Annotated in this window: 28 protein-coding genes; all 28 read right to left on the bottom strand. The window is 34.6% G+C overall.

The features are described from left to right. Window positions 1–21 precede the first annotated feature (21 nt). Entirely contained in the window at window positions 22–1251 is a 1230-nt protein-coding gene (pepT, locus tag ACVWNY_RS06120) for a peptidase T (protein WP_218325363.1), read from the bottom strand. Between the two features lie 28 nt (window positions 1252–1279). Continuing rightward, a complete protein-coding gene (locus tag ACVWNY_RS06115; protein ID WP_454071824.1) occupies window positions 1280–2395 on the bottom strand; it encodes a Nif3-like dinuclear metal center hexameric protein in 1116 nt (371 codons plus the stop codon). Next, window positions 2382–3083: a tRNA (adenine(22)-N(1))-methyltransferase gene (locus ACVWNY_RS06110; protein WP_218325365.1), complete on the bottom strand. Its 702-nt coding sequence runs from the start codon at window positions 3081–3083 to the stop codon at window positions 2382–2384. The genes ACVWNY_RS06115 and ACVWNY_RS06110 overlap by 14 nt, the downstream gene beginning before the upstream one ends. Before the next feature lie 116 nt (window positions 3084–3199). Continuing rightward, a complete protein-coding gene (dnaI, locus tag ACVWNY_RS06105; protein WP_218325366.1) occupies window positions 3200–4126 on the bottom strand; it encodes a primosomal protein DnaI in 927 nt (308 codons plus the stop codon). Continuing rightward, entirely contained in the window at window positions 4126–5424 is a 1299-nt protein-coding gene (locus ACVWNY_RS06100) for a DnaD domain protein (RefSeq protein ID WP_454071823.1), read from the bottom strand. Before ACVWNY_RS06100 ends, dnaI begins: the two co-directional genes overlap by 1 nt. Before the next feature lie 11 nt (window positions 5425–5435). Beyond that, the gene (gene nrdR / locus ACVWNY_RS06095; RefSeq protein ID WP_218325368.1) at window positions 5436–5912 is read right to left on the bottom strand and encodes a transcriptional regulator NrdR; all 477 of its coding nucleotides are present in this window, start codon (window positions 5910–5912) and stop codon (window positions 5436–5438) included. A 90-nt stretch (window positions 5913–6002) separates the two neighbouring features. Next, on the bottom strand, window positions 6003–6602 hold the full coding sequence (coaE, locus tag ACVWNY_RS06090) for a dephospho-CoA kinase (protein ID WP_218325369.1): 600 nt from the start codon (window positions 6600–6602) through the stop codon (window positions 6003–6005). Continuing rightward, window positions 6599–7438 (bottom strand): DNA-formamidopyrimidine glycosylase, encoded by an 840-nt coding sequence (mutM, locus tag ACVWNY_RS06085; RefSeq protein ID WP_454071822.1) that lies wholly within the window; start codon window positions 7436–7438, stop codon window positions 6599–6601. Before mutM ends, coaE begins: the two co-directional genes overlap by 4 nt. A 181-nt stretch (window positions 7439–7619) precedes the next feature. Further along, a complete protein-coding gene (gene polA / locus ACVWNY_RS06080) occupies window positions 7620–10262 on the bottom strand; it encodes a DNA polymerase I (protein ID WP_218325371.1) in 2643 nt (880 codons plus the stop codon). A 101-nt stretch (window positions 10263–10363) separates the two neighbouring features. Further along, on the bottom strand, window positions 10364–11047 hold the full coding sequence (locus tag ACVWNY_RS06075) for a Bax inhibitor-1/YccA family protein (protein WP_218325372.1): 684 nt from the start codon (window positions 11045–11047) through the stop codon (window positions 10364–10366). Further along, window positions 11040–11495: a MaoC family dehydratase gene (locus ACVWNY_RS06070; RefSeq protein WP_218325457.1), complete on the bottom strand. Its 456-nt coding sequence runs from the start codon at window positions 11493–11495 to the stop codon at window positions 11040–11042. The genes ACVWNY_RS06075 and ACVWNY_RS06070 overlap by 8 nt, the downstream gene beginning before the upstream one ends. A 160-nt stretch (window positions 11496–11655) precedes the next feature. Further along, a complete protein-coding gene (gene murC, locus ACVWNY_RS06065) occupies window positions 11656–12990 on the bottom strand; it encodes a UDP-N-acetylmuramate--L-alanine ligase (protein WP_218325373.1) in 1335 nt (444 codons plus the stop codon). 82 nt (window positions 12991–13072) lie between these two features. Then, window positions 13073–13510: a SprT family protein gene (locus ACVWNY_RS06060; RefSeq protein ID WP_218325374.1), complete on the bottom strand. Its 438-nt coding sequence runs from the start codon at window positions 13508–13510 to the stop codon at window positions 13073–13075. Further along, complete coding sequence (locus tag ACVWNY_RS06055) at window positions 13500–15680, bottom strand: Tex family protein (protein WP_218325375.1); 2181 nt, start codon at window positions 15678–15680, stop codon at window positions 13500–13502. The genes ACVWNY_RS06060 and ACVWNY_RS06055 overlap by 11 nt, the downstream gene beginning before the upstream one ends. A 45-nt stretch (window positions 15681–15725) precedes the next feature. Then, a complete protein-coding gene (locus tag ACVWNY_RS06050; RefSeq protein ID WP_454071821.1) occupies window positions 15726–16625 on the bottom strand; it encodes a DMT family transporter in 900 nt (299 codons plus the stop codon). Between the two features lie 62 nt (window positions 16626–16687). Further along, a complete protein-coding gene (locus ACVWNY_RS06045; protein WP_218325377.1) occupies window positions 16688–17431 on the bottom strand; it encodes a metallophosphoesterase family protein in 744 nt (247 codons plus the stop codon). Beyond that, window positions 17428–17799 carry a VOC family protein gene (locus tag ACVWNY_RS06040; protein ID WP_218325378.1) on the bottom strand — a complete coding sequence of 124 codons (372 nt, stop codon included), beginning with the start codon at window positions 17797–17799 and terminating at the stop codon, window positions 17428–17430. The genes ACVWNY_RS06045 and ACVWNY_RS06040 overlap by 4 nt, the downstream gene beginning before the upstream one ends. A 91-nt stretch (window positions 17800–17890) precedes the next feature. Continuing rightward, window positions 17891–18274: a DUF1149 family protein gene (locus ACVWNY_RS06035; protein ID WP_218325379.1), complete on the bottom strand. Its 384-nt coding sequence runs from the start codon at window positions 18272–18274 to the stop codon at window positions 17891–17893. A gap of 34 nt (window positions 18275–18308) precedes the next feature. Further along, the gene (locus tag ACVWNY_RS06030; protein WP_218325380.1) at window positions 18309–18914 is read right to left on the bottom strand and encodes an HAD-IA family hydrolase; all 606 of its coding nucleotides are present in this window, start codon (window positions 18912–18914) and stop codon (window positions 18309–18311) included. A gap of 17 nt (window positions 18915–18931) precedes the next feature. Continuing rightward, window positions 18932–19600 (bottom strand): 2,3-bisphosphoglycerate-dependent phosphoglycerate mutase, encoded by a 669-nt coding sequence (locus ACVWNY_RS06025; RefSeq protein WP_218325381.1) that lies wholly within the window; start codon window positions 19598–19600, stop codon window positions 18932–18934. A gap of 13 nt (window positions 19601–19613) precedes the next feature. Further along, window positions 19614–20012 (bottom strand): hypothetical protein, encoded by a 399-nt coding sequence (locus tag ACVWNY_RS06020; protein WP_218325382.1) that lies wholly within the window; start codon window positions 20010–20012, stop codon window positions 19614–19616. A 134-nt stretch (window positions 20013–20146) separates the two neighbouring features. Continuing rightward, entirely contained in the window at window positions 20147–20275 is a 129-nt protein-coding gene (locus ACVWNY_RS06015; RefSeq protein ID WP_281419010.1) for a hypothetical protein, read from the bottom strand. Window positions 20276–20385: 110 nt separating this feature from the next. Then, window positions 20386–20850 carry a hypothetical protein gene (locus ACVWNY_RS06010; RefSeq protein WP_218325383.1) on the bottom strand — a complete coding sequence of 155 codons (465 nt, stop codon included), beginning with the start codon at window positions 20848–20850 and terminating at the stop codon, window positions 20386–20388. A 172-nt stretch (window positions 20851–21022) separates the two neighbouring features. Continuing rightward, window positions 21023–22384, bottom strand: coding sequence for a 23S rRNA (uracil(1939)-C(5))-methyltransferase RlmD (gene rlmD / locus ACVWNY_RS06005; RefSeq protein WP_343214710.1), 1362 nt, complete (start codon window positions 22382–22384; stop codon window positions 21023–21025). A 98-nt stretch (window positions 22385–22482) separates the two neighbouring features. Continuing rightward, the gene (locus tag ACVWNY_RS06000; protein ID WP_218325384.1) at window positions 22483–23511 is read right to left on the bottom strand and encodes a diacylglycerol kinase; all 1029 of its coding nucleotides are present in this window, start codon (window positions 23509–23511) and stop codon (window positions 22483–22485) included. A 13-nt stretch (window positions 23512–23524) separates the two neighbouring features. Next, window positions 23525–24955: an Asp-tRNA(Asn)/Glu-tRNA(Gln) amidotransferase subunit GatB gene (gene gatB / locus ACVWNY_RS05995; RefSeq protein ID WP_218325385.1), complete on the bottom strand. Its 1431-nt coding sequence runs from the start codon at window positions 24953–24955 to the stop codon at window positions 23525–23527. Then, window positions 24955–26424, bottom strand: a complete 1470-nt coding sequence (gatA, locus tag ACVWNY_RS05990) for an Asp-tRNA(Asn)/Glu-tRNA(Gln) amidotransferase subunit GatA (RefSeq protein WP_218325386.1) — start codon at window positions 26422–26424, stop codon at window positions 24955–24957. The genes gatB and gatA overlap by 1 nt, the downstream gene beginning before the upstream one ends. Next, window positions 26424–26729 carry an Asp-tRNA(Asn)/Glu-tRNA(Gln) amidotransferase subunit GatC gene (gatC, locus tag ACVWNY_RS05985; RefSeq protein WP_218325387.1) on the bottom strand — a complete coding sequence of 102 codons (306 nt, stop codon included), beginning with the start codon at window positions 26727–26729 and terminating at the stop codon, window positions 26424–26426. Before gatC ends, gatA begins: the two co-directional genes overlap by 1 nt. Between the last annotated feature and the right edge of the window lie 134 nt (window positions 26730–26863).

Raw genomic sequence — 26863 nt, 5'->3', positions numbered from 1 at the left:
ACTCCGCGTTAATCAAACATTTTATTTTGCATTGTTTTCTGCAATTTTAGCAATTACATCCACAGCTTTTTCCATTGTTTGTAATGATACATATTCGAAGCGACCATGCATATTTTCTGCACCACCAAAAATATTTGGTGTAGGAATACCCATGAATGAAATCTTAGAACCATCAGTACCACCACGAACAGGTTCGATAATTGGTTCGATCCCGACTTCTTTCATGGCACCTTCAGCTAAATCAATAATACTCATGTCTTTTTCAATAATTTCACCCATATTGTAATATTGGTCAAACATATCAATAACAACACGTTCTTGATCAAATTGTTCATTTAATTTTGCTTGAATATCTAAAACTTTTTGTTTACGTTCTTCAAAAATCTTACGGTCATGATCACGAATAATGTAAGTCATTTTGGCTTCTTCAACATTTCCATCAAAAGCTAATAAATGATAGAAACCTTCGCGACCTTCTGTATTTTCAGGACGTTCGTTTTCAGGCAATAGATTATGGAAATCAATTCCTAATTGTAATGCATTGATCATTGTATTTTTTGCAGTACCTGGATGAACATTTTTACCAAGTAAAGTAATTTCAGCTTGAGCTGCACTGAAAGTTTCAAATTCTAATTCTCCCAAAGGACCACCGTCCATTGTGTAAGCAAAATCAGTATTAAATTCTTTCACGTCAAATTTATCAGCGCCAATTCCGATTTCCTCGTCTGGACCAAAACCAACGCGAATTTCTCCGTGTTTGATTTCAGGATTTTTAATCAAATATTCCATTGCTGTCATAATTTCAGCAATTCCTGATTTATCATCAGCCCCTAATAAAGTTGAACCATCTGTTGTGATCAATGTTTCACCTTTATATTTTTTCAAACTTGGAAAGTCCTTTGTATTTAATGTATATTTTCCTTCTTTATCTAGTTTAATAGTTGATTCACCATCATAATTTTCAATGATTTGCGGATTAACATTTTCAGCATTGAAGTCAGCAGTATCCATGTGTGCGATAAATCCAATTTTTCTAACTTCTTTGTCTACATTGCTAGGTAGAGTTGCAATGACATAACCATTTTTGTCATTGTAAGAAATATCTTTCATACCAATTTCTTCAAGTTCCTTCATCAACTCTTTGGCAAAAGCCACTTGTGTTTGAGTAGACGGTGTTGTTGTGCTAGTTGCATCTGAACGAGTTTCTGTTTTTACATAACGTAAAAACCGTGGTAATAAATTTTCGTACATATAACTCTCTCCTTTATAATATGACTATTTATTTAAACGAAAAAGGATTGGTAGAAGTCTCTGAAACGTAAAAATCGACTTGCCAAGCTTCTTCATTTTTCCATTGATTAAATTGTTCCACCATTTTTACTTTACAAAGTTCTTCAATGTAATGACCAGGATCAATCACTAACATTTCAGTTTCTTGCATATCATGACCAATATGATAAGTTACATCACCAGTAATATAAACATCGGCAGCATGTTTTACTGCATCAAGGAAAAAGTTTTGACCACTTCCCCCGCAAATCGCTACTTTTTTAATTGCTTTGCAGCCTTTTCTTGGATAGATGACGCGTAATCCTGTTAAATGGAAAACCTCTTTAACTTTTTGAATAAATTCTTCTGGTTCCATGGCTTTTTCCAACTCTCCGATACGACCGATGCCATAGTTTTCAGTAAAATTATCTAAAGTATATAGATCATAAGCTGGTTCCTCATAAGAATGAGTCGTCAACATGGCAGCTATCACTTGTTTTTCGATTGTTTCTGGAAAAATTACTTCAACTTTACTTTCTTGAACTATTTCAGCCTGATCGATTTTTCCAATTGTCGGATTTGCTTCTCCAACTGGTGTAAACCTTCCCTCTCCATTCATAGTGTATGAAGCAGCTTCATAATCACCGATTTTACCTGCGCCTGCTTTAGCTAATGCTTCCCGCATTTTTGGTGCTTCTGCAATAGGAACAAAGACGGCCAATTTTTTCATTTTTATTGTATGGGTATGAACTAGATATGTTGTATTTTTTACCTCTAGTAATTCACAAAACCAATCATTTAAACCATTCGGAATAATATCCATATTAGTGTGTGCGGCATAAACAGCGATATCATGTTTAATTAATTCCGCATACATATTTACTTGTACATCATCAGTTATTAATCGATTAATCGGTCTAAAAATTGGTGGATGTTTAACGACTAATAAATCAATATTTTTTTCAATCGCTTCAGCTACCACTGCAGGACGGACATCAAGGCTCATCATAATTTTTTGAACCTCTTTATTCAACGTACCTATATGCAGACCTACTGGATCGCCTTCTTCAGCCAGACTTTCTGGACAATATTGATTAAAACGTTCGATAAAATCAATTGCTTTCATCTGCCAACACCTCCTGAATCCAAGCGATTTCTGTTTCTAATCGGTGAATTTTTTGATCTGTTGCCTGTCCCTGTTTTAAATTAGTTAAGATGCTTTTGCTTTTTTCTAATTTATGATTCCATTTTTGAATAAAAATTGGATTTTTTTCTTCTATTAAAAGAGGACCGAAAAATAAATCTTTATCAGAATAGCTAACAGCATTCCCTTTTTCAGCAACGATGATTTCATAAGTTTTATGGTTTTCTCTGATAATTGCTTCATCAATTATTTCATACTTGTTTTCAACTAACCAAGTTCTTAATTGTCGTTCAGCCACATTGGGTTGCAAAATAAGTCGTTCATCACCTGATAAAACATCTTTACCAGACTGCAAAATATCACGAATCAATACGCCACCCATGCCGCAAATTGTTACTGCTGATATATTATCAGATTCTTTGACGGCTGCTAATCCATCAGCTAAACGTACAATGATTTTTTCTTCTAAATTATTTTCTGCAACTTGTTTTTTAGCTGCTTCAAAAGGGCCTGGCACGACTTCCCCAGCAATTGCAAAATTTATTTTATTCTGTAAAGTCAAAGCGACAGGCAAATACGCATGATCTGATCCAATATCTGCTAATCGTGCATCCTTTGGAACATATTCAGCAACCTTTTGTAAGCGCTTCGATAATTGGTTTACCTTCATTTATTCACTTCCTAAATTTAATTATAACACTACACAAAAAAACAGCCCCAAAAAAAGCAATTAAAAAAGCTAATTTTAACGGGGCATTTTGTTTTTTCTTAGAATATTCTCTTCATTTATCCATTTCGACGGTTATTTCCAATAACCATTATCTCTCGACTCAAGTAACGAATTCGTTCCATAATTCTTTTTGCTTTTAATGGCTCTTGATCTCCACGTTGTGTGACACTCAAATGTGTTTCTAATTCGTTCATATTGAAATTAGAAGAAAAGAAGGTCGGCAGTTGTTCTTGCATTCGATATTGTAAAATCACACCTAAAATATCATCTCGAATCCATGCACTCATAGAATCTGCACCAATATCATCAATCATTAAGATTGGGGCCTTTTTTACTGAATCTAGTTTGTCGCCGACACTATCACTGGAGATGGCTTGTTTCATTTCTCCGGCAAAGGAAGGAAAATGCAACAAAGTAGTTTCAAAACCTTGAACCGCTAATTCATGAGCAATTGCGCCAAGCAAATAAGTTTTTCCAACACCAAATGTACCTACTAAAAACAAGGCTTTGTGAAAATTTTTTGGATTTTCAACATATCCATTGATAAAATCTAAGGCCGCTTCGAGGGCCTCGCTTCGGCCAGCTGTAACTTCAAAATTACGAATCGAAGCTTCTCGAATATCTTTTGGCATATCTAAAGAATTAACCCGATTGCGGATTTCTGCTTCCTTTTGAATCCGAACTAATTCATCTGTTGGAACATAAGTGACATCAATGAAATGGAAATTTAAATTTAAGCGTGGTTCATAACCTGGTGCAATCATTGTAGGATCATTAGTTAGAAATTTCTTTTTTTCTTGCACGAATTCGTAAAGTTTTGCAAAAGATTTTTCAATATCTGCTTGCGTTAGTTTTTGTTTATGGGTTTCAATAAATGCTCTTACATCAGGATCCTGTAAAACTTCTTGCATCATTTCTTGATAACGACCAGCTACCCCACGGCTTCTAATAATTTGTGTCAGTTCTTTTCCTACATCTTCCATTAATTATCACCCTCTTTATTTAAAAATTGTGCTAATTTTCGATTTAATTCAGCCGTCTTCTCCTCACTTAAGGAACTTTCAACTGGCGGTTGCTTAATATGCTCCGGTAATGCCTCTGTCCGTGTTTGGAAATTTTTCCGTTGTGAAAAGTTATTAGAAGTTTTTTTCTTAACAAACTTTTGATTATTATTTTTCAAACGGGAGATGGCCTTTTCAGGGGTATCAATGCCTTGAGCTGACCAGTCCTGAGCAATTTTAGTAATATAATTTTCATTTAAATAGCTTTGTTTTTGGACGACTAGCGCATAATTAATTAAAATATTAACTACGCCAGAAGTCAATTTTTGTTGGGTCAGCATTTTTTCAATTAATTTTAATTCATTATTTTGCGTACTGACCCCTTTTTGTTTTTTGATTGCCTTAAAATACTGAACCGGTGGAAATTTTTTACTTTCCTCCAACAATCTTGCTTCACCTTTTGTAAAAGACTCAGGCTTTACTTTTACTGGTTTTTCTTCTAAGGGCTTATCTTGTTTACCTAACAATTGTCTTAAATAGTTTAAATCTAGATGTTGCGTTTCACCGACTGAAGCTTTACCGACAAAATCGGCCATTTCAATCTCGTTAACTGCATACATAATATGCAAGCTTTCAATCGCTTTTTTTGTTTGATCATTCAAGTGAATTTTAAATTTTTGAATCAAGTGGTTAAATGTTTCCCAATCAAATCCTTTATCCAAGGTCTCTTCTACAAACATATCTTGCGTTTGCTTTAATACTTCAGCATTTGCTTCAAAGTTAGATTCTTGAATATTATAGATTTCTCGAAAGGTTTTCGCAATATTTTTTAAACCCTTTTTATTAAAATTGGCGGGTTTAAAGCGATCAACCAATCTTTGATAGCGGCGTTCACCTATTTTGTTAAGTAATAAATAACTCATAATTGGATCTTGAAAAAAAGTTTCTGGTTTCATGGGGGTATGCAATTGATACACTAACTGTAAGCCTAATTCAGTATCTTTTTTTTCAAAACTTTCCAATAAACCTAAGCCTTCTAATTTTTCACGAGCTTTAATCATGTTTGGTAAACCTAGATCAATTGCTGACAACAAATCAGTGTGCATTATTTCCTGACTTTTTCCAGTTAAAGTAATATCAGCATTTAAATTCAAATAGAGAGCCAGTGCTTGACTACCAATGATTGGTTGATAAAGATATAGTAATGCTTGTTGATTACTTTGATCTAATTGTGGCACCCCATAAACTGTATAAAAAGTTGTGGGTTTGATTTCTTCCACTTAAATTTCTCCTATTCTTCTGGCTTAGAAGATTTCGCTTTATCGACAATTTCTTGTAATTCTCGCAAAAAGACTGACATGTCTTTAAACTGACGATAAACACTGGCAAAACGAATATAAGCGATTTCGTCTACTTCCATTAAATCTTCCATCACAAAATCACCAATCAAACTCGTTGAAACTTCATTTTCTCCCATGCTTCGGACACGATTTTCTACGTGATCGACGATTTGTTCCATTTGTTCCATCGCCACTGGTCTTTTCTCGGCTGAACGGATTAAACCGCGTAAAATTTTATCTCGACTAAATTCCTCACGATCACCATTACGCTTCACAACTAATAGCGGTGCGGCTTCAATTCTTTCAAAAGTGGTGAAACGAAACCCACAATTTTCACACTCTCGGCGACGACGAATGGCACGATTGTCATCTGTTTGACGGCTATCTATCACACGTGAACTATTATGATTACATCTTGGACAACGCATTTACTCACCTCTTATTTTATCTGAAGATTTAACTAAAGTTTACCATAACAAAATTATGAAAAAAAGCGTTTAAAGATCTAATAATACGCATTAACTGATAAAGTTTTGTTTTTTTAACCAATCTTCAACTTGCTGTTTCGTTTCTTCTATCGTACCACGATTGTCAAATACGATATCTGCTTTTTGTTTTTTTTCATCAATTGACCATTGGCTGTTGATTCGATTAAAGGCTTCATTTTCGGTATAGTTATTTCTTTTCATCAAACGTTCCAACTGAATTCTAGGACTAACATAAACTACAGCAACCGCGTCCAATTCTTTTTCATAGTGAGCTTCATAAAGTAAAGGAATATCTGCAATAACTAAAGGGGATTTCTTCTTTAGCTCTTCAATTTGACGTAAAATTTCTTTTCTAATAAATGGTTTGATGGTTTCATTTAATTTTAGCCTTTCATCTGGCTGACTAAAAACTAAATCACCTAATTTTTTTCGATCCAAACCACCTTCAGCTAATAAAATATCTTCACCAAATTTTTCGACAACTGCCGCTAATCCCTCGGTACCAGGCTCCACTACTTCTCTAGCCACTACGTCACCATCAACAACAGGAATTTGATGATTCTTAAATACATTTACGACTGTTGATTTTCCAGTAGCAATACTACCAGTCACACCTAATACAAAACTCATATCTTCACCTGCTTTAATTTTTGACAATGGGGACAAAGATGTGTGCCTCTTTGAGCGACTTTAATTTTAATAATCGGTGTTTGACACCTTTTGCAAGGCAGTCCGGTTTGGCCATATACATTCAACTTTTGTTGGAAATGACCTGCTTCGCCTAAAGCATTCAAATAGGTACGAATAGTTGTTCCACCAGCTTTTTTTGCTTCTGAGATAACAGTAATAATTGCCTGATGCAGTTTCTTTGCGGCCTGCTTTGAAATTGATTTTGCTGGCTGCATAGGATGGATTTTGGCTAACCATAATACTTCATCAACATAAATATTGCCTAAACCAGCAACAATTTTTTGATTGAGCAATAATGGCTTAATCATGGTGGTTGATTTTTGTAATTTTTGATAGAAAGGCGCGAAGGCAAATTCTTCAGTTGTTGGTTCTGGACCTAATTGAAGGATTCCTTTATAGTTTTCACCTTGTCCTTTCGGTAGTAAAGCCATTCGTCCAAATTTTCTTACATCGTGATAAATTAATTCAGAACCATCAGTGAAAATAAAACGCACGTGACTATGTTTATCCAAAACAGTCTCTTCAGGAAAATATTCATACTTTCCTTCCATTCTTAAATGAGAGACCATATCAAAATCATCAAATTCAAAAATTAAATATTTTCCACGTCTTTTAACATCTTGGATTGTTTCACCAATTAATTCGATTGCAAATTGTTCAACTTCTGGTGATTCAATAATTCTAGGCCATAAAACTTCTACTTTTTGAATTGTTTTATTTTTTACTAATGCTTCCAAACCAATTCTGACGGTCTCAACTTCCGGTAGTTCTGGCATTTCAACACTTCCTAGTTAAAAAAGACTGCGACAACAATCTGAACAGTTTTTAAACATCTGAATCAAAATCAGTAAAGCTACTAAAGATTGTCATTCTTTGAAAATGACTTATTAGATCGCAAAACCAACACTATAATGCTCGGATTTCGTCTGTAAAATTTATTGTCACAGTGTTTTTATTTTATTTTGCTTCGTACCAAGTTTTTCCCCAGCTACTATCTGTTAATAATGGGACATTTAATGATACAGTATTTTCCATGACTTCTTTGACTAATTCATCTAGCGTTTCGACTTCATTTTCTGGTACTTCAAAAACCAATTCATCATGCACTTGCAATAACATGGTTGCTTTTAGATCTGTTTTGGCTAATCGTTTAGACAGTTCAATCATTGCTAACTTAAGAATATCAGCGGCACTTCCTTGAATTGGAGTATTGATCGCTGTCCGCTCTGCGAATGAACGAATATTGAAATTTCTTGAGTTAATATCTGGTAAGTAACGGCGACGATTATAAAGTGTTTTTGCATAGCCTTGATCTTTTGCCTCTCGAACGCTTTCTTCCATATATCTTTTTACATCAGGATAGTTTTCGAAATAAGTGTCAATATATTCTTGTGCTGCTTTTCTAGTAATTCCCAAATTTTGTGACAAGCCATAATCAGAAATTCCATAAACAATCCCAAAGTTCACCGCTTTAGCGTTACGACGCATGTTTGGTGTTACATCTTCTTCTTTTACACCAAATACCCGCATTGCCGTACTTGTGTGAATATCCATGCCATCCTTAAATGCTTGAATCAAATGCTTGTCGCCAGAAATGTGAGCCAATACCCGCAATTCAATTTGTGAATAATCTGAAGAATAAATCAGCCAATCTTTTTCCCGGGGAACAAAAGCTTGACGAATTTTACGACCTTCTTCTAAGCGAATCGGAATATTTTGTAAATTTGGATCAACTGAACTTAAGCGACCAGTTTGAGTCAAAGTCTGAATATAGCGAGTGTGAATCTTATTATCTGATTGAATCACCTTCAATAAGCCTTCAACATATGTGGATTGAATTTTAGCAATTTGACGATAGTTCAAAATATCGTCAACTATTGGTGCTTGTTCTCTCAATTGTTCTAAAACATCAACAGCGGTTGAATAACCGGTTTTTGTTTTTTTAATAACTGGTAACTGCATTTTTTCAAATAAGATCACACCTAATTGTTTTGGTGAATTGATATTGAAGGTTTCACCAGCTTCTTCATAGATTTTTTGCTCAATTTCTTGTAGTCTCTTTGAAAATTCGCCTCGCATATTTTGTAAAGTTTGGGCATTAACAGTGATCCCAGTAATCTCCATTTCGGCTAAAATCCGAGATAATGGCAATTCCATCTCATAAAATAAACGATCTTGTTGTTTTTCTTCCAATTCACTTTCAAGTTTTTGACTCAAAAATTTAATGGCTTGAATTTTTCGTGCCAAATGATTAAAGAAAACTTCTTGATCTTCCGGCAAGCCTTTTTTGGCTCCTTTACCATAAATCTGTTCATCTGATTGAATTTCAGTAAAACCATAATGTTGAGCCACACCAGCGATATCATTACTGTTATCATTTGTATCTAGCAGATAGGCTGCCAATAAAACATCAAAATTAATACCTTCAGTTTTCGTGACAAAACGATTCAAAGCAACATATGTCCGCTTTGCATCGTAAACTTTTTTTCCATTTGCTGACTCTAACCAACTTTTAAATACCGGTGATTCAAATAAATCCAAATGATTATTCGTAACGTAAATCTTATTTTGGTTGCTCCAAGACACGCCAACAACGTCAGCAGTATGATAATTATCTTGTAACATTTCTACATGGAGGCACGCATCTGGTCCAAATTGACTTTCATCAAAAGTATCCACCACATCATAATGGATATCTTCAAGTTCTACCGGATCTTCTTCAATATTTAGCTTACTTAAAAACTGTTTAAAATCCATCTCTTTGTAAAATTCGACTAGTCTTTCGATATCTTTGCCATGATAACTTAATTCATCTAACTCAATAGCTACTGGGGCTTTTTTATCAATAGTTGCTAGTTCTTTTGATAAGAAGGCTTGATCTTTATCATTAATCAGATTTTCCTTCATCTTGCTTTTTTTCATTTCATCAATGTTTTGATAGACACCTTCAACGCTGCCATATTCTTTAATTAATTTAATCGCCGTTTTTTCACCGACTTTTGTTACACCAGGATAATTATCTGATGTATCGCCTGCTAATCCTTTTAAATCAATAATTTGATTTGGAGTCAAGCCATCATATTTTTCAGCAACATGGGCTGGTGTATATGATTCGATATCACTGACTCCTTTTACTGTGATATCGACAGTAATTTTATCACTTGCTAACTGAGTTAAATCTCGGTCGCCTGTTAAAACCACTACTTCAAAATCATTTTGGCTACCTTGCTCAGCTAAAGTACCAATAATATCATCGGCTTCATAGTTATCAAGTTCATAATGTTTAACCCCTAAAGCTTCAATTAATTCTCTAATATAGGGCATTTGCTCACGAAACTCACCTGGTGTTTTCGAACGTCCACCTTTGTAGTCACTATACATTTCTGTTCTGAAGGTAGTTTTTCCGGCATCAAAGGCCACTAAGACATGAGTAGGTTGAACACTTTTCATTACATTCTCAAACATATTATTGAAGGCATAGATTGCATTCGTATGTAAGCCATTTTTATTTTTAAATTTTTCAAGTGAATTGTGCATCGCAAAAAAAGCTCGAAATGCGACACTATTCCCATCTACTAATAATAATTTTTTTTCAGTCATAATTTCTCTCCTTTAACCTTCATTTTAACAAAGGCATCACCAATTTGAAAATGAAAAAAGACTTTGATAAACTTTCGCTCATCAAAGTCTCAATTTGATAATTAGTTATTGTTTCCAAAAATTCTTAAGAACGCCAAGAACATATTAACAAAGTCTAAGTATAATTGTAATGCCAAGAATACCGCAACCCCATTTCCAGCTTGGCCATTCGTTCCAGCATAAATTTTGCGGATGTTTTGATTGTCATAAGCTGTTAAACCGGACATGATGATAACCATTAAGATAGAAATCAATAATTCTACAGCTGAACTTTGTAAGATAAAGACATTCAAGAACATCGCAATAATAATCCCAATTAAACTACTTAGTGCCGCACGACCAACACCTGACAAATCTCGTTTAGTGGTAACTCCTACAACAGCCATCACCATAAACATCACCATCGTTGAAATAAATGCCTGTGTGACTGTTCCAATATCATAAATGGCTAAAGTAACTGCTAAAGTAATTCCATTTAAAACAGAGTAAGCAATGAATCCTGAAATTGCGATCGTTGGATTTTTTTGAGCTTTTACCCCTAAAATAATGACTAAAGCAATTTCCAAAATCCAAAGACCAATAAAACCTAATGGAAAATGTTGAATCAAATTAATTGCTTGCGCGCTCATTGGTCCTAATGTTAAGTAAGAAACAAAAGCGCTAATTCCAATTCCTAAGGCTAAAAATCCGTAAATCTTTGCAAAAAAACGATTTAAGCCAACTGCTTGTGTTTGTTGATTATTCATTTATATCCTCTCCTAACTTGACAGTAGGTGGTTTCACCATCACCACAGCATCTAATATTCTTTTATCTTCGCTGTTGGTAGCTTCAACTGAGATTGTGACAACATCTTTCATTTTGTCGACTTTAATAACTTCAAACTCAAAAGTTAAGGTTTCATAATGATAAACTGGATCAATAAAATTAATTGAAAAATTCACTATATGTGAACCTGGACCTGGCAAATGCTTTGAAATCGCACTAGTAATCAATCCCATAATCATCACTGATGGCACAAGTGGTTTATCATATTCACTTGCTTTTGCATATTCATGTTGAATATATAATGGATTCGCATCATTGGTTAATCCCAAATACAACAATAATTGATTGTCCTCAATCGATTCTGTTAAGGATAACGAGTCCCCTTCCTCAATTTCATCGATCATTTTCCCGACTTTTCGAGTTTTCATATTATACAAAGCTTTTTCCCTCCGTTGATTAATCTAAATATATTTTAGCGAAGTTCTTATTAAAAAACAAGCGAACTCTTTCACTAACGACTGAATCAATTTAATTTAAATTTTTCCTTAATAAAAAATCAGCTACCCAAAAAGAATAGCTGAAATCATTTTATAATACATTTCTTGTAGTAGTGCTTAATAGATTTTCATAGGCCTGCTCAAAACGTTGCACATCACCAGCACCCATGAAAATGACGACACCATTTTCGTAATCCAATAATGGAGACATGTTATCTTCAGAAATAACTTGTCCGCCTTTTTGAATTTTTGCGCCTAAATCTTCAATCTTAACTTCACCAGCTGTTTCTCTAGCGCTAGAAAAAATATCTAATAAATAAACGTGATCTGCCTTATCTAAAGCTTCTGCAAAATCGTCTAGCAAAGCAATTGTCCGAGAAAAAGTATGAGGTTGGAAAACCGCAATAAGTTCTTTTTCGGGATATTTTTGGCGGGCTGCATCAATAGTAGCTTTAATTTCAGCAGGATGATGCGCATAATCATCAACGACTATCATATCTGCAACTTGTTTTTCAGTAAAACGGCGTTTGACACCAGAAAAAGTCAACATTTCAGCTTTTACTTTATCCATGTCTAATTTTTCAAAATAGCTGACAGCAATAACTGCTAATGCGTTTAAAATATTGTGTTTACCAAATGATGGTACTGAAAAACGACCGATAAATTGATCTTGATGATAGACATCAAAAGCAGAACCATTTGTTGTGCGGACAATATTTCTAGCTTGAATATCATCATCTTCTGTTAAACCATAATAATAAATCGGTACATCTGCCTTTAATTTACGTAAGTATTCATCATCGCCATAAGCAAAAATTCCTTTTTTTACTTGATTGGTTAAAGTTTGGAATGCTTCAAAAACGTCATCAATGCTTTTGAAATAGTCTGGATGATCAAAATCTATGTTGGTCATAATCGCATAATCAGGCGCATAAGCCAAAAAATGACGCTGGTATTCACAAGCTTCAAATGAAAAGAATTTTGCATCTGGTTCACCATGACCAGTACCGTCACCAATTAAATAGCTAGTTGGCGCAATTCCACTTAACACATGTGAAAGTAAACCAGTCGTACTTGTTTTACCATGAGATCCCGTTACCGCCACACTTGTATAAGGTTGGATAAACTTCCCAATAAAATCATGGTAGCGAATAATTTCTAAGCCTAACTCTTTGGCTTTAGCAATTTCTTCATGGGTATCAGGAAAAGCGTTCCCTTGAATAATCGTCATCCCAGCCTTAATGTTATCCGCGCTGAAAGGTAAAATTTTAATATGGGCTTTTTCTAAATCTCGTTGGGTAAAGAAATATTTCTCTACATCTGATCCTTGCACTTGATAGCCTTTTTCATGAAGAACCAAAGCTAAAGAGCTCATTCCAGAACCTTTAATACCAACAAAATGATATAGCGTTTCTTTATTATTCATTATTTCTCATCCTTATGTACTTTTTAATTGCGATTCACATTATCATATATATTCAAAAAAATAGCAAATGATTATTCATTTTCTAAGCTATTAAGCGAAGTTTCCCATTACATTTGCCGCAAACAAAGCGATTTGTGTCAATTTTTCTTTGGCGGCTGATTTTTTGGCCGCATTTTTTGCAAAGATAAGTTTTTTCTTTACCTGTGCTAACAGTCGGTGCAAAACGGCTGCCATCAACTTTTTTAAGTAATTGCTTAAAGTCTTGATCTTGATGCTTATAACCTCGCTTGGTTAAATGCAAGTGATAATGACAAAGTTCATGTTTAATTACTTTAATAAATTCTGCCAGTCCATGTTGTTCCACAATCAGAGGATTGAAATCTAAATGGTGATCCTTCAAATGATAACGACCACCGGTAGATTTTAAACGCCGATTAAAAATTGCCTGGTGTTTAAAAGGTAAGTGGAAAGAAGTCAACGAGACTTCTTCCACTAATTTTTGCAACTCATTATTTGTCATTTTTCTTAAGCGGAATCATTGATAAACTGATTCGCCCTTTCTGTACATCTACACCATCAACCCAGACGGTTACCACATCACCAACTGAAACAATATCGGTTGGATGTTTAACAAACTTAGTACTTAGTTTCGAAATATGAACCAAACCATCTTGTTTTACACCAATATCTACAAAGGCACCAAAATCGATTACGTTTCGAACGGTTCCTTGTAGTTCCATGCCGGCTTTTAAATCTTCCATCGATAAAACATCTTGACGAAGTAAAGGTGCTGGCATTTCATCTCGCATATCTCGCCCTGGTTGAATTAGTGCTTCCAAAATATCTTGTACCGTTTCTTTACCAATGCCTAATTCTCGACCTAATTCATTTATAGACAAAGCCTTTATTTTTTTCGTTGCTTCTTCGCTACCTAAATCGGTTAAGGATACATCCGCAATTGTTAAAATGCTCTTTGCAGCTTCGTAACTTTCCGGGTGAATACTAGTATTATCTAATACATTCTTTCCTTCAGGAATTCGTAAAAATCCAACTGCTTGTTCAAAAGCTTTTGGTCCTAAGCGAGGTACTTTTTTTAATTGGTTACGAGCAGTATAAGCACCATTTTCATCGCGATAATTCACAACATTTTGAGCTGTAGTTTTATTTAGACCAGACGCATATTGTAACAATTGCGGGCTTGCTGTATTTACATTAACGCCTACTTGGTTAACTGCCGTTTCAACAACGAAATCTAATTGCTCAGACAAGCGTTTTTGACTAACATCATGTTGATATTGTCCAACACCAACTGCCTTCGGGTCAATTTTAACTAATTCAGCTAAAGGATCTTGTAATCTACGAGCAATACTGACTGCACTTCGTTCTTCTACTTGTAAATCAGGAAATTCTGTTCTTGCCACATCACTGGCAGAATAAACTGAGGCACCAGCTTCATTAACAATCACATAAAAAACTTGTTCTTTGACTTCTTTTAATTGCTCAGAGACAAATAATTCAGACTCACGACTAGCCGTTCCGTTACCAATCGCTACCATCTCAACTTTGAATTTTTCAATTAATTTTCTAAAAGCTGGTGCTGCTTCTGCTCTTTTTGCTTGTGAAGCTGGCTTATGAGGATAAATGACTTCGATTGCTAAAACTTTTCCAGTTCCATCAACTACTGCTAGCTTACAACCTGTTCGATAAGCTGGATCAAAACCTAAAACAACTTTATTTTTTAACGGTGATTGTAACAATAAGTTACGTAAATTCTCGCCAAAAATATTGATTGCTTGTTCATCCGCCTGCTCGGTTAATTCATTACGAATTTCTCGTTCGATTGCTGGGCCAATAAATCTTTTATAGCTATCTTGATAAGCATCTTTTAAATAAGTTGCGGTAATTGATTGAAGATTCATTTTTAATTGCTTGTCAAAATATTCAAAAATAAATTGTTCATCAACAACTATACTGACTTTTAAAATTTCTTCTTTCTCGCCACGATTTGAAGCTAATACACGATGTGAAACCATTTTACTAATCGGCTCGGAAAAATCGTAATACATCTCATAGACACTTTTTTCGTCTTTGTCAGCATCTTTGACTTTACTTTCATAAAATCCTCTATTTTTAGTATAATCACGAATCCAAGTGCGATAATCCGGATGATCACTAATTTGTTCTGCTAATATTTCGTGAGCACCTTGCAAAGCTGCTTCTGCTGTTTCAATCTTTTCGTTGATATATTTATTTGCTTCTGCAAATACATCACCTTCTAACGGCATTGACCATAAATATTCAGCTAATGGTTCTAAACCATTTTCTTTAGCAATCGTCGCCTTTGTCCGTCGTTTTTGTTTATAAGGACGATATAAATCCTCTACTTTTTGCATCTTAACAGCTGCTTTGATTTCTGCAGCTAAATCATCGGTTAACTTACCTTGTTCTTCAATGATGCGAAGAACTTCACCTTTTCGTTTTTCCAAGTTTTCTAAATAAGTAAAACGTTCTTCAATCTCACGGATTTGAACTTCGTCTAGACTTCCGGTCCGCTCTTTTCTATAACGAGCAATAAAGGGGACGGTATTCCCTTCTTGTAACATAGTTAAAACTGTCTCAATCTGACCCTTTCGATAAGGTAATTCCTTATCAACTAATTGGACAATTGCTTGATTTAAATTTTCTGACATATTTGTACTCCATTCTTCCAAAATCTTTTCTATTTTATCACATTTTTATTCCTTTTGGCGCATTTGTCTTGAAGCTGAAATATTGGGCCATTCGGAAAGGAATAATCCTAGTAAAGTCAGACAAATACCAAAAAAGGTTTTCAATGATAAAGGTTCATGTAAAATAATGACCGATGAGATAGTTGTTAACATAGGAATTGAGTAGATATAAATAGATGAACGTACAGGACCCAACATCTTAACTGAAAAATTCCAAGTAACAAAACAAGTAGCTGAGGCACCTAGCCCTAAGAAAATAAGATTCCAAAAATTTTCACCATTGGCTAAGCGCGAAAAATCAAAGTGATCGATTGATAGCAATAAAACAGGCAGCATAGTAATTAATCCGTAAAAGAATATTTTCTTGGTCATACCAATCGTACTATAACCGAAGCTACTGATTTTTTTAACAAACAAAGAATAAATTGCCCAAAAGAAAATCGCGATAAAAGCTAAACCATCTCCAATTGGATTAACTTGGATAGCGCCATTCAAACTGATTAATGAAATTCCTATTAATGAAAAAATAAACCCCATAATGAACATCTTGTACAGCTTACCTTGCTTTAGTACAAATCGACTCAACAAAGCAGTCATAAATGGGCTTAATGAACCAATAATCCCAACGTTCATAGCAAAAGTATAAGTCAAAGCTACATTTTCTAAGTAATAATAAAGAAAGACCCCAGAAATTCCTGCACAAATAAAATAAAATTCTTCTTTCCAATTTTTAAAAGGAATGATTTTAGGTGAAACAATCGCTAAAGCAATAAAACCTAATAGAAAGCGAATAAACAATATTTCAATTGGTAAAAAGCTTTTTAGTAAAACTTTAGTCGAAACAAAAGTTGTCGCCCAGATAATGACTGTTACGCCTGCAGCTATATGTCCTTTATATTTTTCCACACCATCACTCCTTATTAAAACTTAAAGACACTAGTAGTTTTCTATAAAACTCACCAGCGCCTTTAAATACTCGGTTGCCAGCCATGACCGGCATTTGAAATTTCAAAATCCTTTACTATTTTTTCTTGATTGAACACAACGCCATGTAGTGAACCGCCAAAAACAGCACCACCATCAATCCCAATTTTCCCATCACTTTGCCATAAATCCGTCGTAGTCATATCCTCATAAAGCATTGGTGTAACCGTATGACCAAAAACAATTGTTTTGCCCGTTTGATTTTTTCCTTTAATAAAAGGTTCTCTTATCCATAAAAAATCATGAGGCGAACTTTTTTTCCAATCTTTTTGTACTAAATCCACTCCTGCGTGAACAAAAATATATTTTTCCCACTCAAAATAAAATGGACGCTCTTGTAAAAAAGTAATCAATTCTCCGTAACGACTTTTAATCATCATAGCCATTTCAGTAGGTGAATATTCTTCAATTGCACCAGGGTGTAATAGGCTTTCCATCGTTTCCTTGCCACCATTATGAAAATAATTGGGGCCCCAATCCTCTGGTGCTGCTAAAAATTCTAGAAAATATGCTTCATGGTTTCCCATTAAATAGATAGCATTTTGTTCCTCCACTAATTTTTTTCCTAGTAACCAACAATCCTTGCTTTTCTTTCCGCGATCATTCAAATCGCCGATTAATATAAGCTGTTGCTGAGTTTGATAGTTTTGTAACATCTCTTGAAAAAGGTGATATTCGCCGTGAATATCACCGATAGCAAACACTTCAGTTGGATTGTTTAATTTCATTTTCCAGATACCACAAAATAATTGCCTTCAATATCAACAAAATTAAAGACATATTCTCCACCAATTTGTGTTAAATCTCCAAGCTGAACTGCTTTTTCTTGTAAATCTTTATAAAGTCCCATCACATCATCACTACTGAAAATTAATGCTGGGCTTGGTTCGCTTACCTCATCAGAATTGTTTTCAATAAATGTCCGATCATAAATCATAAAGTGGACAGCACCATTTGGTACCACAGCAATTTCTGCAACTGGTGAACCATCAATTTCATTTTGACTGATAATGACAAAACCAAGCTTCTCCCAAAATGCTGCATATTTTGCTACATCGTTAGCATATAAAATAATCGTTACTTGTTCATTAAACATATTTTCACCTCGCCTCAGTTTAACAAAAATACATCAGGTATGCATCAAAAAAACCAGTGGTTCATCTGATAAAAATCAGACAATTCACTGGTTATTGTTCGTTTGGCGCAAAATTAATTTTTAATCCTGGTCGATCTAAAGCAATTTCAGTTACTTCATAAATCAAACGTTCAATAATTTTAAAAACTGGAATAGCAATTTCGTTGGCTTCTTTTTTTGATAAATCAGACGGCTTCTTAATTTCCCGATTCATGATGTGGATGACTTGAGAGACACTCCCACCAACAATGAATTCTTCAAAAGGAAAAGTAAAGAAAACTCTGACACCAACAATGCTATTTTCTTGTGGGTAGCTCGGATCAGTTGTATTAAGAATATCAAAATTAACATCTAATTTTTGTTCCACCTCTTGGCCCACTGGTGGTATTCCATAATTAAATGATTCGACTGTTTCTGGCTCACGTTGTAATTCCATGACGCACCTCCTCCATAAAATTATAATCAATAATCTAGAAGATGGAAACTAGTTTTCGTAAATTATTTACAACAAAATTTGCTGGAACCTCTTCAAACTGATCTAAATCAAAAAATACTGTGGCAATATCGGCATTTTTTCCGGCTAAAATATCGAGTTTTCGATCACCAATCATAACCGTTTCGTGTCGATCTAGATGAAATTCTTCAATCAATTGATTAATCGCTGTTGGATCTGGTTTACGCGGAAAACCTGATTCAGAGCCAATTATTGCCTCGACATAGTCCGCTAAACCATCACGTTTTAGCAAATCCCAAGTATCATCACTACGTCGATGTGTCAAAATAAAATGTCTGCCGCCTCGTTGTTTTAATTGCTGTAAAGTTTCTCTCGTATCTTCAAAAGGGATGGCTTGATTTAAATAAGATTTTTCTAATCGATGAAAATCTTTGTCAAAATTTGTATTCGTTAACTCTTCTTCTTGTATCAACTGATGGATTGATTCTTTTTTAATGCGACGATAGACTGTCTCTTTTGATAAATCTTTATGGAAAGCAGTTAATGTTTCCATCAAAGCTTGCATCATCACTGGATAACTATCATAAAGTGTACCATCAAAATCCCAAATATAATTTTTCATAAAAGTCCTCACAAAGTTTACATAATTTTTTTATGGGTAATCTTCATTTGCTGATCAAAATCATAAATCATCGCTGTCGCATTAGGAATATCAATTTGGTTCACCTCTAGCGGTGGTACTTCTTCAATATAACGAATCAATGACCGCAAACTATTTCCATGACCAACAACTAAAACTGTTTTTCCAGCTTTTAATTCCGGTACAATTTCATCTTGCCATAGAGGGATGACGCGCTGCTCAGTCTGGTGCAAACTTTCTCCTTTTGGAATCAGGCGGGGATCGAGATTATTGTAACGCCGATCAAAATGATTTATTTTGACTTGTGGAGGCACTTCATCATAGCCTCTTCGCCATTTTTCCACTTGCTCAGCCCCATACTCAGCGGTCATTTTAGCTTTGTTTTTTCCAACTAAGTCACCATAATGACGTTCGTTAAGCCGCCAAGTTTTAAATTCTGGTACCGCACTAGCATTATTTTGTTCTAAAATGAGTTCTGCTGTCAAAATGGATCTTTTCAAAACTGATTCAAATGCAAGATCAATTTGATAACCTGCCTCAGAAATTTTCTTCCCAGCAAGCATTGCTTGTTCTCGTCCTTTTTCAGTTAAATTAACATCTAACCAACCGGTCCAATAATTTGCAAAGTTTGCTTCACTTTCACCATGACGTATTAAAATTAATGGCATAAAATAACCCTCTTTAAACTTTTTTGATAAATTGATTTTGACAATTTTTACATGTCACTTTAATTTTCCCTTTGCCCCGAGGTGCGCGCATTTCTTGTTTACAATTTGGACATTTAAAATACTTAAATTGGCGCTGACTTTTTAACTTTCTCCACCATTTAATCAATTTCTGATTTTCATTACTCCGAGGATAGATTTTTTTGGAAAAGAAACGATAGAAAATGATCCCTAAAATAAATAATCCTAGTAAATCACCTAAATAAAATGGTATCCAGCGTTTAAAAAGTGATAGTATCAGCCAAATGATTAACAAAGTTTTATTGAGTTGATCAAATCGACCATAGCGTCCTCGCATCATCTGTTGATATTTTTGATTTATTTTCATTGATCTTTGTAGCCAAATATTTTTCATAATTGTCCATCCTTATATTTTTCTTCCAGCATAAATCCTTTCAATGAACTCAAAATGAAATATTTCATGAAAATTAGCTTTTTTTATAAATAAAAAAAACGCCAAACATCTTTATGATTTAGCGTATCTCTTCTTTATTTGTTATATATTTTTGGTCCTTTACGCATATTTTTGCGATCATTTTTTGGTGCCGCCATGTCTTTAGATCTTCCGCCACCTTGTTTCTTTTTGATTAATTCTAACATCTTTTCTTTTTGATTCATTTTTTACACCGCCTTTAAAGGTAGAACTACTATATCATAAAAAACCTAATTAGTTTTAAAAAAAATTTAATCTTAATAATTAAAAAAGACTGCAGCAGCAGCCTTAATTGCTATTTTTCATTTTTGGGGCCCACCAACATTAAGATACCACTAATAATATTGACAAATAATAATGTACATACACCTAACGCTGTTGTGTTTGGACGAACACCTTTATATGCGCGCCAACTCGTAATAGTCATTGGTATCATCCAAGCTAGAGGAATAAGCAACCAAGCACAACCAATCGTCGTTAAAATATTAAAAATAAATGCAATTAACAACATGGTGTCTCCCTCTTGATCAGGATAATTTACTCCTAAAATATCAGAGAATATCTCTTCGTCTTCTGGTTCAGTATAAACTGGTTTTTTTTCAGATAATGTGATGACGGCCCCCTCACCTTCACCGTAAATCTCAACCTCTTCTCCAACGATTGGAACAAAACTAAATTGATGACGCTTAAATTCCATGATGCTTTGATCATCTAACCCGATAAAAATTTTATCCTCTTCAATTTTTATAATTTTTGCCACTTTTTCTTCCTCCTACCAAAAAAATATCTGATACCTAATTATTAATAAATTAAATTCCCAAAAAAAATTTATTTAAAATAAGTATCTTTATATATGTAATTGTGACACAGTAAACCATCATCTTCAAGTTAGTTTTAAAAAAAGCAGCTAAATATATTAGCTGCCAGAAAAATTATTTTATTTTTTTTAATAATGTCACAGATTCCACATGGTTTGTTTGTGGAAATAAGTCCACTGGTTGGATACTGGACGCTTTATAACCTAATGTTGCATAATGTTTCAAATCTCTAGCTAACGTTGCAGGATTACAAGAAATATAAACAATTTTTGCAGGGTTTATTTCAGCTGTTGCATCAATAAAACTTTCAGTCAAACCTTTTCTTGGTGGATCAACGAAAATAACATCTGGTCGGATGCCTTTTTCTACCCATTTATGCATGATATCTTCAGCTTTACCTGTTCGAAAAGTGACATTTTCAAGCTCATTTTTTAGGGCATTGAATTTTGCATCATTAATTGCTTGCTTAACAACTTCTACACCGTAAACATGATGTACCCGATCAGCAAAAGATAAACCAATTGTTCCAATACCACAATAAGCATCAATCACAGTATCTGTTGGCTGTAAATCAGCTAAATCAATGGCTAATTGATATAATTTTTCTGCTTGCTCCGTGTTGACTTGATAAAATGATTGAGCCGAAATGCGATATGTTTTTCCTAATAAATTATCAAAAATATATTCTCGGCCTAGCAATAAGTTTTCTTGACGACCTAAAATGACATTGGTTTTCTCCGTGTTTACATTTTGAACCACCGACACAACCTCTGGCAAAGCTTTTTGGATTTCAGTTGCTATTTCAACACCTTTAAAGAATTTTTCTTTTCGGGTAACTAAGACAACCATCATTTCATGGGAATAATGTCCTCGTCTAATAACGATATGACGCAAAAATCCAGTGTTCTCCTCTTCATTATAAGGTTTTACATTAAATCGACGTAATATATCTCGGACGACCAAAATAGCTTCATCGATTTTTGGATCTTGAATAAAGTAATCTTCAATTGGCAATAACTCATGGGAATTTTTACGATAAAAACCAGTTGTTAGCTCGCCATTGATATTTCTGACAGGAATTTGTGCTTTATTACGATAAGCATAAGGTTTTTCCATGCCAATTGATTCTTTTACTTCAACTTCTGGTAAGTGAGCAATTTTGTCCATCACATGTTTAATTTGATTTTGTTTAAATACCAATTGACTCTCATATTTCATATGGCTCAATGGTGCAATTCCGCTGCGTAATAAATCATGGTTTTCTACAGGGACACGTTCTGGACTTTCTGACAGGCGATTAATTACTTTTCCATAGCCAAATTTTTTACCAGTTTTTACTACTAATAATTCAACTTCTTCACCAGGTAGTGCATTTTCTACAAACAATGCAAAACCGTCAATATGGGCCACACCCATTCCTTCATAAGTTAAATCATCAATCACTATTGTGTAGGTTTCATTTTTTTTAATCAATATTTTTCTCCTTCGTTGTTGAATGCTTCAATCATTTTAATGAATCTGCCGTCAAATTGCAAGATGAAAAAACGACTCTGTCCAAACAGAGCCGCTAATTGTTATTTTTGATCATCTGGAGTATCTTTATCTTCTTCTTGTAACTTTTCAAACTCTTTAACTAATTCTTGACCTGCCTCTTGCTCTTCAAGTTCATCTTCTCCTTGAATAGCAGCATCAGAAATTTCATCAGTGTTAGCAAAAAATTCAATATGTTGATGTAAATTTTCAAAACGCATCGGCGCGTCACCACCATACTCGCCATCTAAATTAATCATCATTCGTTTATTTTCATCTTCAACAGATGCTTCTAAAAAACTAGTTTTAACGTAAAGAACTTTCGGATCATTCACATGTTTCCCACCATTAATTACTAAAGTAATCAAACGGACAATTTCAAATAAATTAGCTGTTTTTACGACAATCAAAGAAAACTTTCCATCATCTAACATTGCATCTGGTGCAATTGTTTCAAAACCACCAATAGAATTTGTCAGTCCCAAGAAAAACATTGAAACATCACCCTGATATTCGCCGCCCTCATATTTCAAATCCACTTTAATGGGTTTGATTCGGGGTAACATTTCCGCACCTTTAGCAATGTAAGCTAAATAACCAAAAATACTTTTTAGCTCTGAAGGCACTTCGTAAGTTAACTCGGTTAAGTAACCAGCAGCTGCAATATTTATAAAGTAAGTATCATTCGCCTTACCGATATCCATTTTGACAGTCTGTTCTTTTTGGATCACTTCAGCTGCGGCTTTTACATTGTTGCGGGGAACTTTTAAAGCTCTAGCATAATCATTGGTTGTACCGGCTGGTATGATCGCAATTTTAGGACGTTTTTCCAAACCTGCGATACCATTGACAACTTCATTGATTGTGCCATCTCCACCTGCAGCAACAATTAAACTAAATCCTGCTTTGGCAGCTCGAGTCGCTTCATTTTTGGCTGAATCAGGCTCTGCTGTCGTGGCAAAGGCGCTGGTTTCATAACCGGCTTGTTCGATTGCTACTAAAATATCGGCAAGGTTATTCCGTAAAATTTCTTTACCGGATACTGGATTATAAATTAATCGTGCTTTTTTCACAGTTGGGCTCCTTCTAGCGTTTGGCTAATTCTTCTTGCAACAATTTGTTTACCACACCTGGGTTGGCTTTTCCTTTAGTAGCTTTCATGATTTGCCCAACCAAGAAACCAACAGCACGATCTTTACCATTTTTAAAATCATCGACTGATTGTTGGTTGTTATCTAAAACTTCATTAATCATTGGCAACAATTGTGCAGGATCTGAAAGTTGAACTAAGCCTTTCTGTTCAACAACTGTTTTTGCATCGCCGCCGTTTTCTATTAATTCCCGGAAAACTTTTTTAGCAATTTTAGAACTGATCGTGCCATCATTGATTAAAGTAATCATACCAGCCAAATTATTTGGTGTTAATTTTGTTTGATTTAATTCTATTTTTTCGCTGTTTAAATAAGCGGAGACTTCGCCCATTAACCAGTTAGAGGCTAATTTAGCATCTGCACCTTCTGTTAAAGTACTTTCGAAGAAATCAGACATTTCTTTACTTTGGGTAAGTACCATTGCATCGTATTCTGGTAATTCTAATTCTTCTATATAGCGAACACGACGAGAAGCTGGCATTTCAGGTAATTCTTCCCCTACTTTTTGAATCCATTCATCATCAATGACAAATTTAGGAATATCTGGTTCAGGGAAATAACGGTAATCACTAGAACCTTCTTTAACCCGCATTAAAACAGTTTTGTTGGTTCCTTCATCATAACGGCGTGTTTCTTGTTGAATGGTACCACCAGATAATAAAACTTTGGTTTGACGTTGTACTTCAAAAACCAAACCTTTTTTTACAAAGCTAATTGAGTTTAAATTTTTCAATTCTGTTTTTGTTCCAAATTCTTCTTGTCCATAGGGACGTAAAGAAATATTGGCGTCACAGCGCATTGAGCCTTCTTCCATTTTAACATCAGAAACACCAGTAAATTGAATGATTGAGCGTAAAGCATCTAAATAAGCATACGCTTCTTCTGGCGAACGCATATCGGCTTCAGATACAATTTCAATTAATGGTGTGCCTTGACGGTTCAAATCGACATAAGAATATCCACCGATACCATGCATATTTTTACCAGCATCTTCTTCTAAATGAACTCGTTCGATCCGGATTTTCTTCTTTTTACCATTTACATCAATTTCAATCCAACCATCATGACCGATTGGTTCATCAAATTGAGAAATTTGGTAAGCTTTGGGATTATCGGGATAAAAATAGTTTTTACGGTCAAAATGCATATGTTTTGAAATTTGGCAGTTTAAAGCTAAGGCTGCTTTCATACCAAATTCAATCGCTGCCTTATTCATTACTGGTAAAACGCCAGGATAACCCCAGTCAATAATATCAGTATTTGTATTTGGCTCTGCACCGAAATGAGCTGGTGCTGGAGAAAAGATTTTAGAGTTTGTTTTTAATTCTACATGGACTTCAAGCCCGATGACTGTTTCTAAATTCATTAATCGTTACCCCCTAAAATCACAGGTTTTTGTTTATGGAAATCTGTTGCTTGTTCAAAAGCGTAAGCCGCTTTATACATCGTGTTTTCGTCAAAATGTTTACCAATTAATTGTAACCCAACTGGTAGACCTTCAGAAAATCCTGCTGGAATTGACATTCCTGGTAAACCTGCTAAATTGACTGGAATAGTTAATATATCGTTCATGTACATAGTAATTGGATCATTAATATTTTCGCCGATTCCAAAGGCAACAGTTGGTGCAGTTGGCCCAATGATTAAGTCATAATCTGCAAAAACTTTATTAAAATCTTCTTTTATCAAAGTACGAACTTGACCAGCCTTTTTGAAGTATGCATCGTAATAACCAGCAGATAGTGAGAAAGTCCCTAGCATAATCCGACGTTTCACCTCTTCACCAAAGCCTTCACTCCGTGAATTGACATATACATCTTCTAAATCTTCTACTTTTTCTGAACGGAAACCGTAACGAATACCATCAAACCGTTGTAAGTTTGAACTTGCTTCGGATGAAGCAATAATATAGTACACTTGTACGCCATATTTTGAATGAGGTAAACTAACTTCTTCAACTGTGGCACCCAATGCTTTAAAAGTTTCAACGGCTTTTTGAATTGATTCTCTGACACCCGCATCAATTCCTTCACCTAAATATTCTTTCGGTAAAGCAATTTTCATTCCTTTAATGTCACCAGTTAAACCAGCTGCAAAATCTGGGACAGAAGCACCAGATGATGTACCATCTTTTTCGTCATAGCCAGAAATAGCATTTAAAACTAACGCATTGTCTTTAACATTACGTGTAAATGGTCCAATTTGATCTAATGATGAAGCAAAAGCAATTAAACCAAAACGAGAAACCCGGCCATAAGTTGGTTTCATGCCGACAATGCCGTTAAATGATGCCGGTTGGCGAATTGAACCACCAGTATCACTACCAAGAGAAGCAGGTACTTGTCCCGCAGCAACAGCAGCTGCTGAACCACCAGAAGAACCACCAGGAACTTTAGAATGATCCCAAGCATTTTTCGTTTTTTTGAAATAAGAGGTCTCAGTTGAACCACCCATCGCAAATTCATCCATATTTAATTTTCCAACTGGGATCAAATCATTTGCATAGATTTTTTCCATTACTGTTGCATCATAAATTGGGTTGAAGTTAGACAATATTTTTGACGCAGCAGTTGTTAAAATATCCTTGGTTACGATATTATCTTTGATTCCAATCGGAATTCCTGCTAATACATTATCTTCGGAAATACCTTTCAGGTCGATAGCTTTCGCTTCTTCCAATGCTTTGTCTTCATTTAAAGTAATAAAAGCTTCAACTTTTTCTTCAGTTGCCTTAATCCGATCAAAGGTTTCTTTTGTCAAATCAGTAGCTGTAATTTCTTTTGAAACTAGCAGGCTGTGTAATTCTTCAATTGATTTATCAAATAATTTTTCCATTATGCGCCTGCCCCTCCATCATCAATAATTGCTGGTACTTTAATGAATCCATCTTCAGATTCTGGTACGTTTTTCATTAGTTCTTTTCGCGACCAACCATCATGGGCCACATCTTCTCTCATTACATTTACTGTTTCGACAACATTTGAAGTTATTTCGACACCTTCAGTATCTACTTCACTTAGTTGTTCTACCATATCAATAATTTTTCCTAATTGATCAGTAAATCCAGTTAATTCATCAGCGGAAAAAGAAAGTTTTGCTAATTTCGCAACATGCTGGACTTGTTCTTCGTTAATTGCCATAATATCCCTACTTTCAATGTGTTTGCTAATATTGACTCATTTTATCATATCTTTTTAAGAATGCGCACTTTTTCTCGTCGAAAAAACGATAGCGAGTCTATGATACTCAATAGTTCTTGCTATCGTCAACTGTC

The sequence above is a fragment of the Enterococcus sp. JNUCC 77 genome (assembly GCF_054819945.1).
This window is presented reverse-complemented; position numbering and strand designations above follow the sequence as displayed.

Excerpts from the sequence above, each read along its gene's own strand:
- ACVWNY_RS06015 (WP_281419010.1), bottom strand. The coding sequence starts at position 20,275 with ATGAATCAAAAAGAAAAGATGTTAGAATTAATCAAAAAGAAACAAGGT.
- ACVWNY_RS06070 (WP_218325457.1), bottom strand. The coding sequence starts at position 11,495 with ATGAAAACTCGAAAAGTCGGGAAAATGATCGATGAAATTGAGGAAGGG.
- gatA (WP_218325386.1), bottom strand. The coding sequence starts at position 26,424 with ATGGAAAAATTATTTGATAAATCAATTGAAGAATTACACAGCCTGCTA.
- ACVWNY_RS06030 (WP_218325380.1), bottom strand. The coding sequence starts at position 18,914 with ATGAAAAATTATATTTGGGATTTTGATGGTACACTTTATGATAGTTAT.
- ACVWNY_RS06035 (WP_218325379.1), bottom strand. The coding sequence starts at position 18,274 with ATGGAATTACAACGTGAGCCAGAAACAGTCGAATCATTTAATTATGGA.
- ACVWNY_RS06025 (WP_218325381.1), bottom strand. The coding sequence starts at position 19,600 with ATGCCATTAATTTTAATACGTCATGGTGAAAGTGAAGCAAACTTTGCA.
- polA (WP_218325371.1), bottom strand. The coding sequence starts at position 10,262 with ATGACTGAAAAAAAATTATTATTAGTAGATGGGAATAGTGTCGCATTT.
- ACVWNY_RS06045 (WP_218325377.1), bottom strand. The coding sequence starts at position 17,431 with ATGAAATTAAACAATCCAACTGAAGTGTTTGCTATCGGTGATATTCAC.
- ACVWNY_RS06060 (WP_218325374.1), bottom strand. The coding sequence starts at position 13,510 with ATGACAAATAATGAGTTGCAAAAATTAGTGGAAGAAGTCTCGTTGACT.
- gatB (WP_218325385.1), bottom strand. The coding sequence starts at position 24,955 with ATGAATTTAGAAACAGTCATCGGGCTTGAAGTCCATGTAGAATTAAAA.
- ACVWNY_RS06055 (WP_218325375.1), bottom strand. The coding sequence starts at position 15,680 with ATGTCAGAAAATTTAAATCAAGCAATTGTCCAATTAGTTGATAAGGAA.
- ACVWNY_RS06110 (WP_218325365.1), bottom strand. The coding sequence starts at position 3,083 with ATGAAGGTAAACCAATTATCGAAGCGCTTACAAAAGGTTGCTGAATAT.
- ACVWNY_RS06020 (WP_218325382.1), bottom strand. The coding sequence starts at position 20,012 with ATGAAAAATATTTGGCTACAAAGATCAATGAAAATAAATCAAAAATAT.
- ACVWNY_RS06075 (WP_218325372.1), bottom strand. The coding sequence starts at position 11,047 with ATGAATAATCAACAAACACAAGCAGTTGGCTTAAATCGTTTTTTTGCA.
- dnaI (WP_218325366.1), bottom strand. The coding sequence starts at position 4,126 with ATGGAAGATGTAGGAAAAGAACTGACACAAATTATTAGAAGCCGTGGG.
- murC (WP_218325373.1), bottom strand. The coding sequence starts at position 12,990 with ATGAATAATAAAGAAACGCTATATCATTTTGTTGGTATTAAAGGTTCT.
- gatC (WP_218325387.1), bottom strand. The coding sequence starts at position 26,729 with ATGGCAATTAACGAAGAACAAGTCCAGCATGTTGCGAAATTAGCAAAA.
- ACVWNY_RS06040 (WP_218325378.1), bottom strand. The coding sequence starts at position 17,799 with ATGTTTAATGAACAAGTAACGATTATTTTATATGCTAACGATGTAGCA.
- pepT (WP_218325363.1), bottom strand. The coding sequence starts at position 1,251 with ATGTACGAAAATTTATTACCACGGTTTTTACGTTATGTAAAAACAGAA.
- nrdR (WP_218325368.1), bottom strand. The coding sequence starts at position 5,912 with ATGCGTTGTCCAAGATGTAATCATAATAGTTCACGTGTGATAGATAGC.
- ACVWNY_RS06115 (WP_454071824.1), bottom strand. The coding sequence starts at position 2,395 with ATGAAAGCAATTGATTTTATCGAACGTTTTAATCAATATTGTCCAGAA.
- coaE (WP_218325369.1), bottom strand. The coding sequence starts at position 6,602 with ATGAGTTTTGTATTAGGTGTGACTGGTAGTATTGCTACTGGAAAATCA.
- mutM (WP_454071822.1), bottom strand. The coding sequence starts at position 7,438 with ATGCCAGAACTACCGGAAGTTGAGACCGTCAGAATTGGTTTGGAAGCA.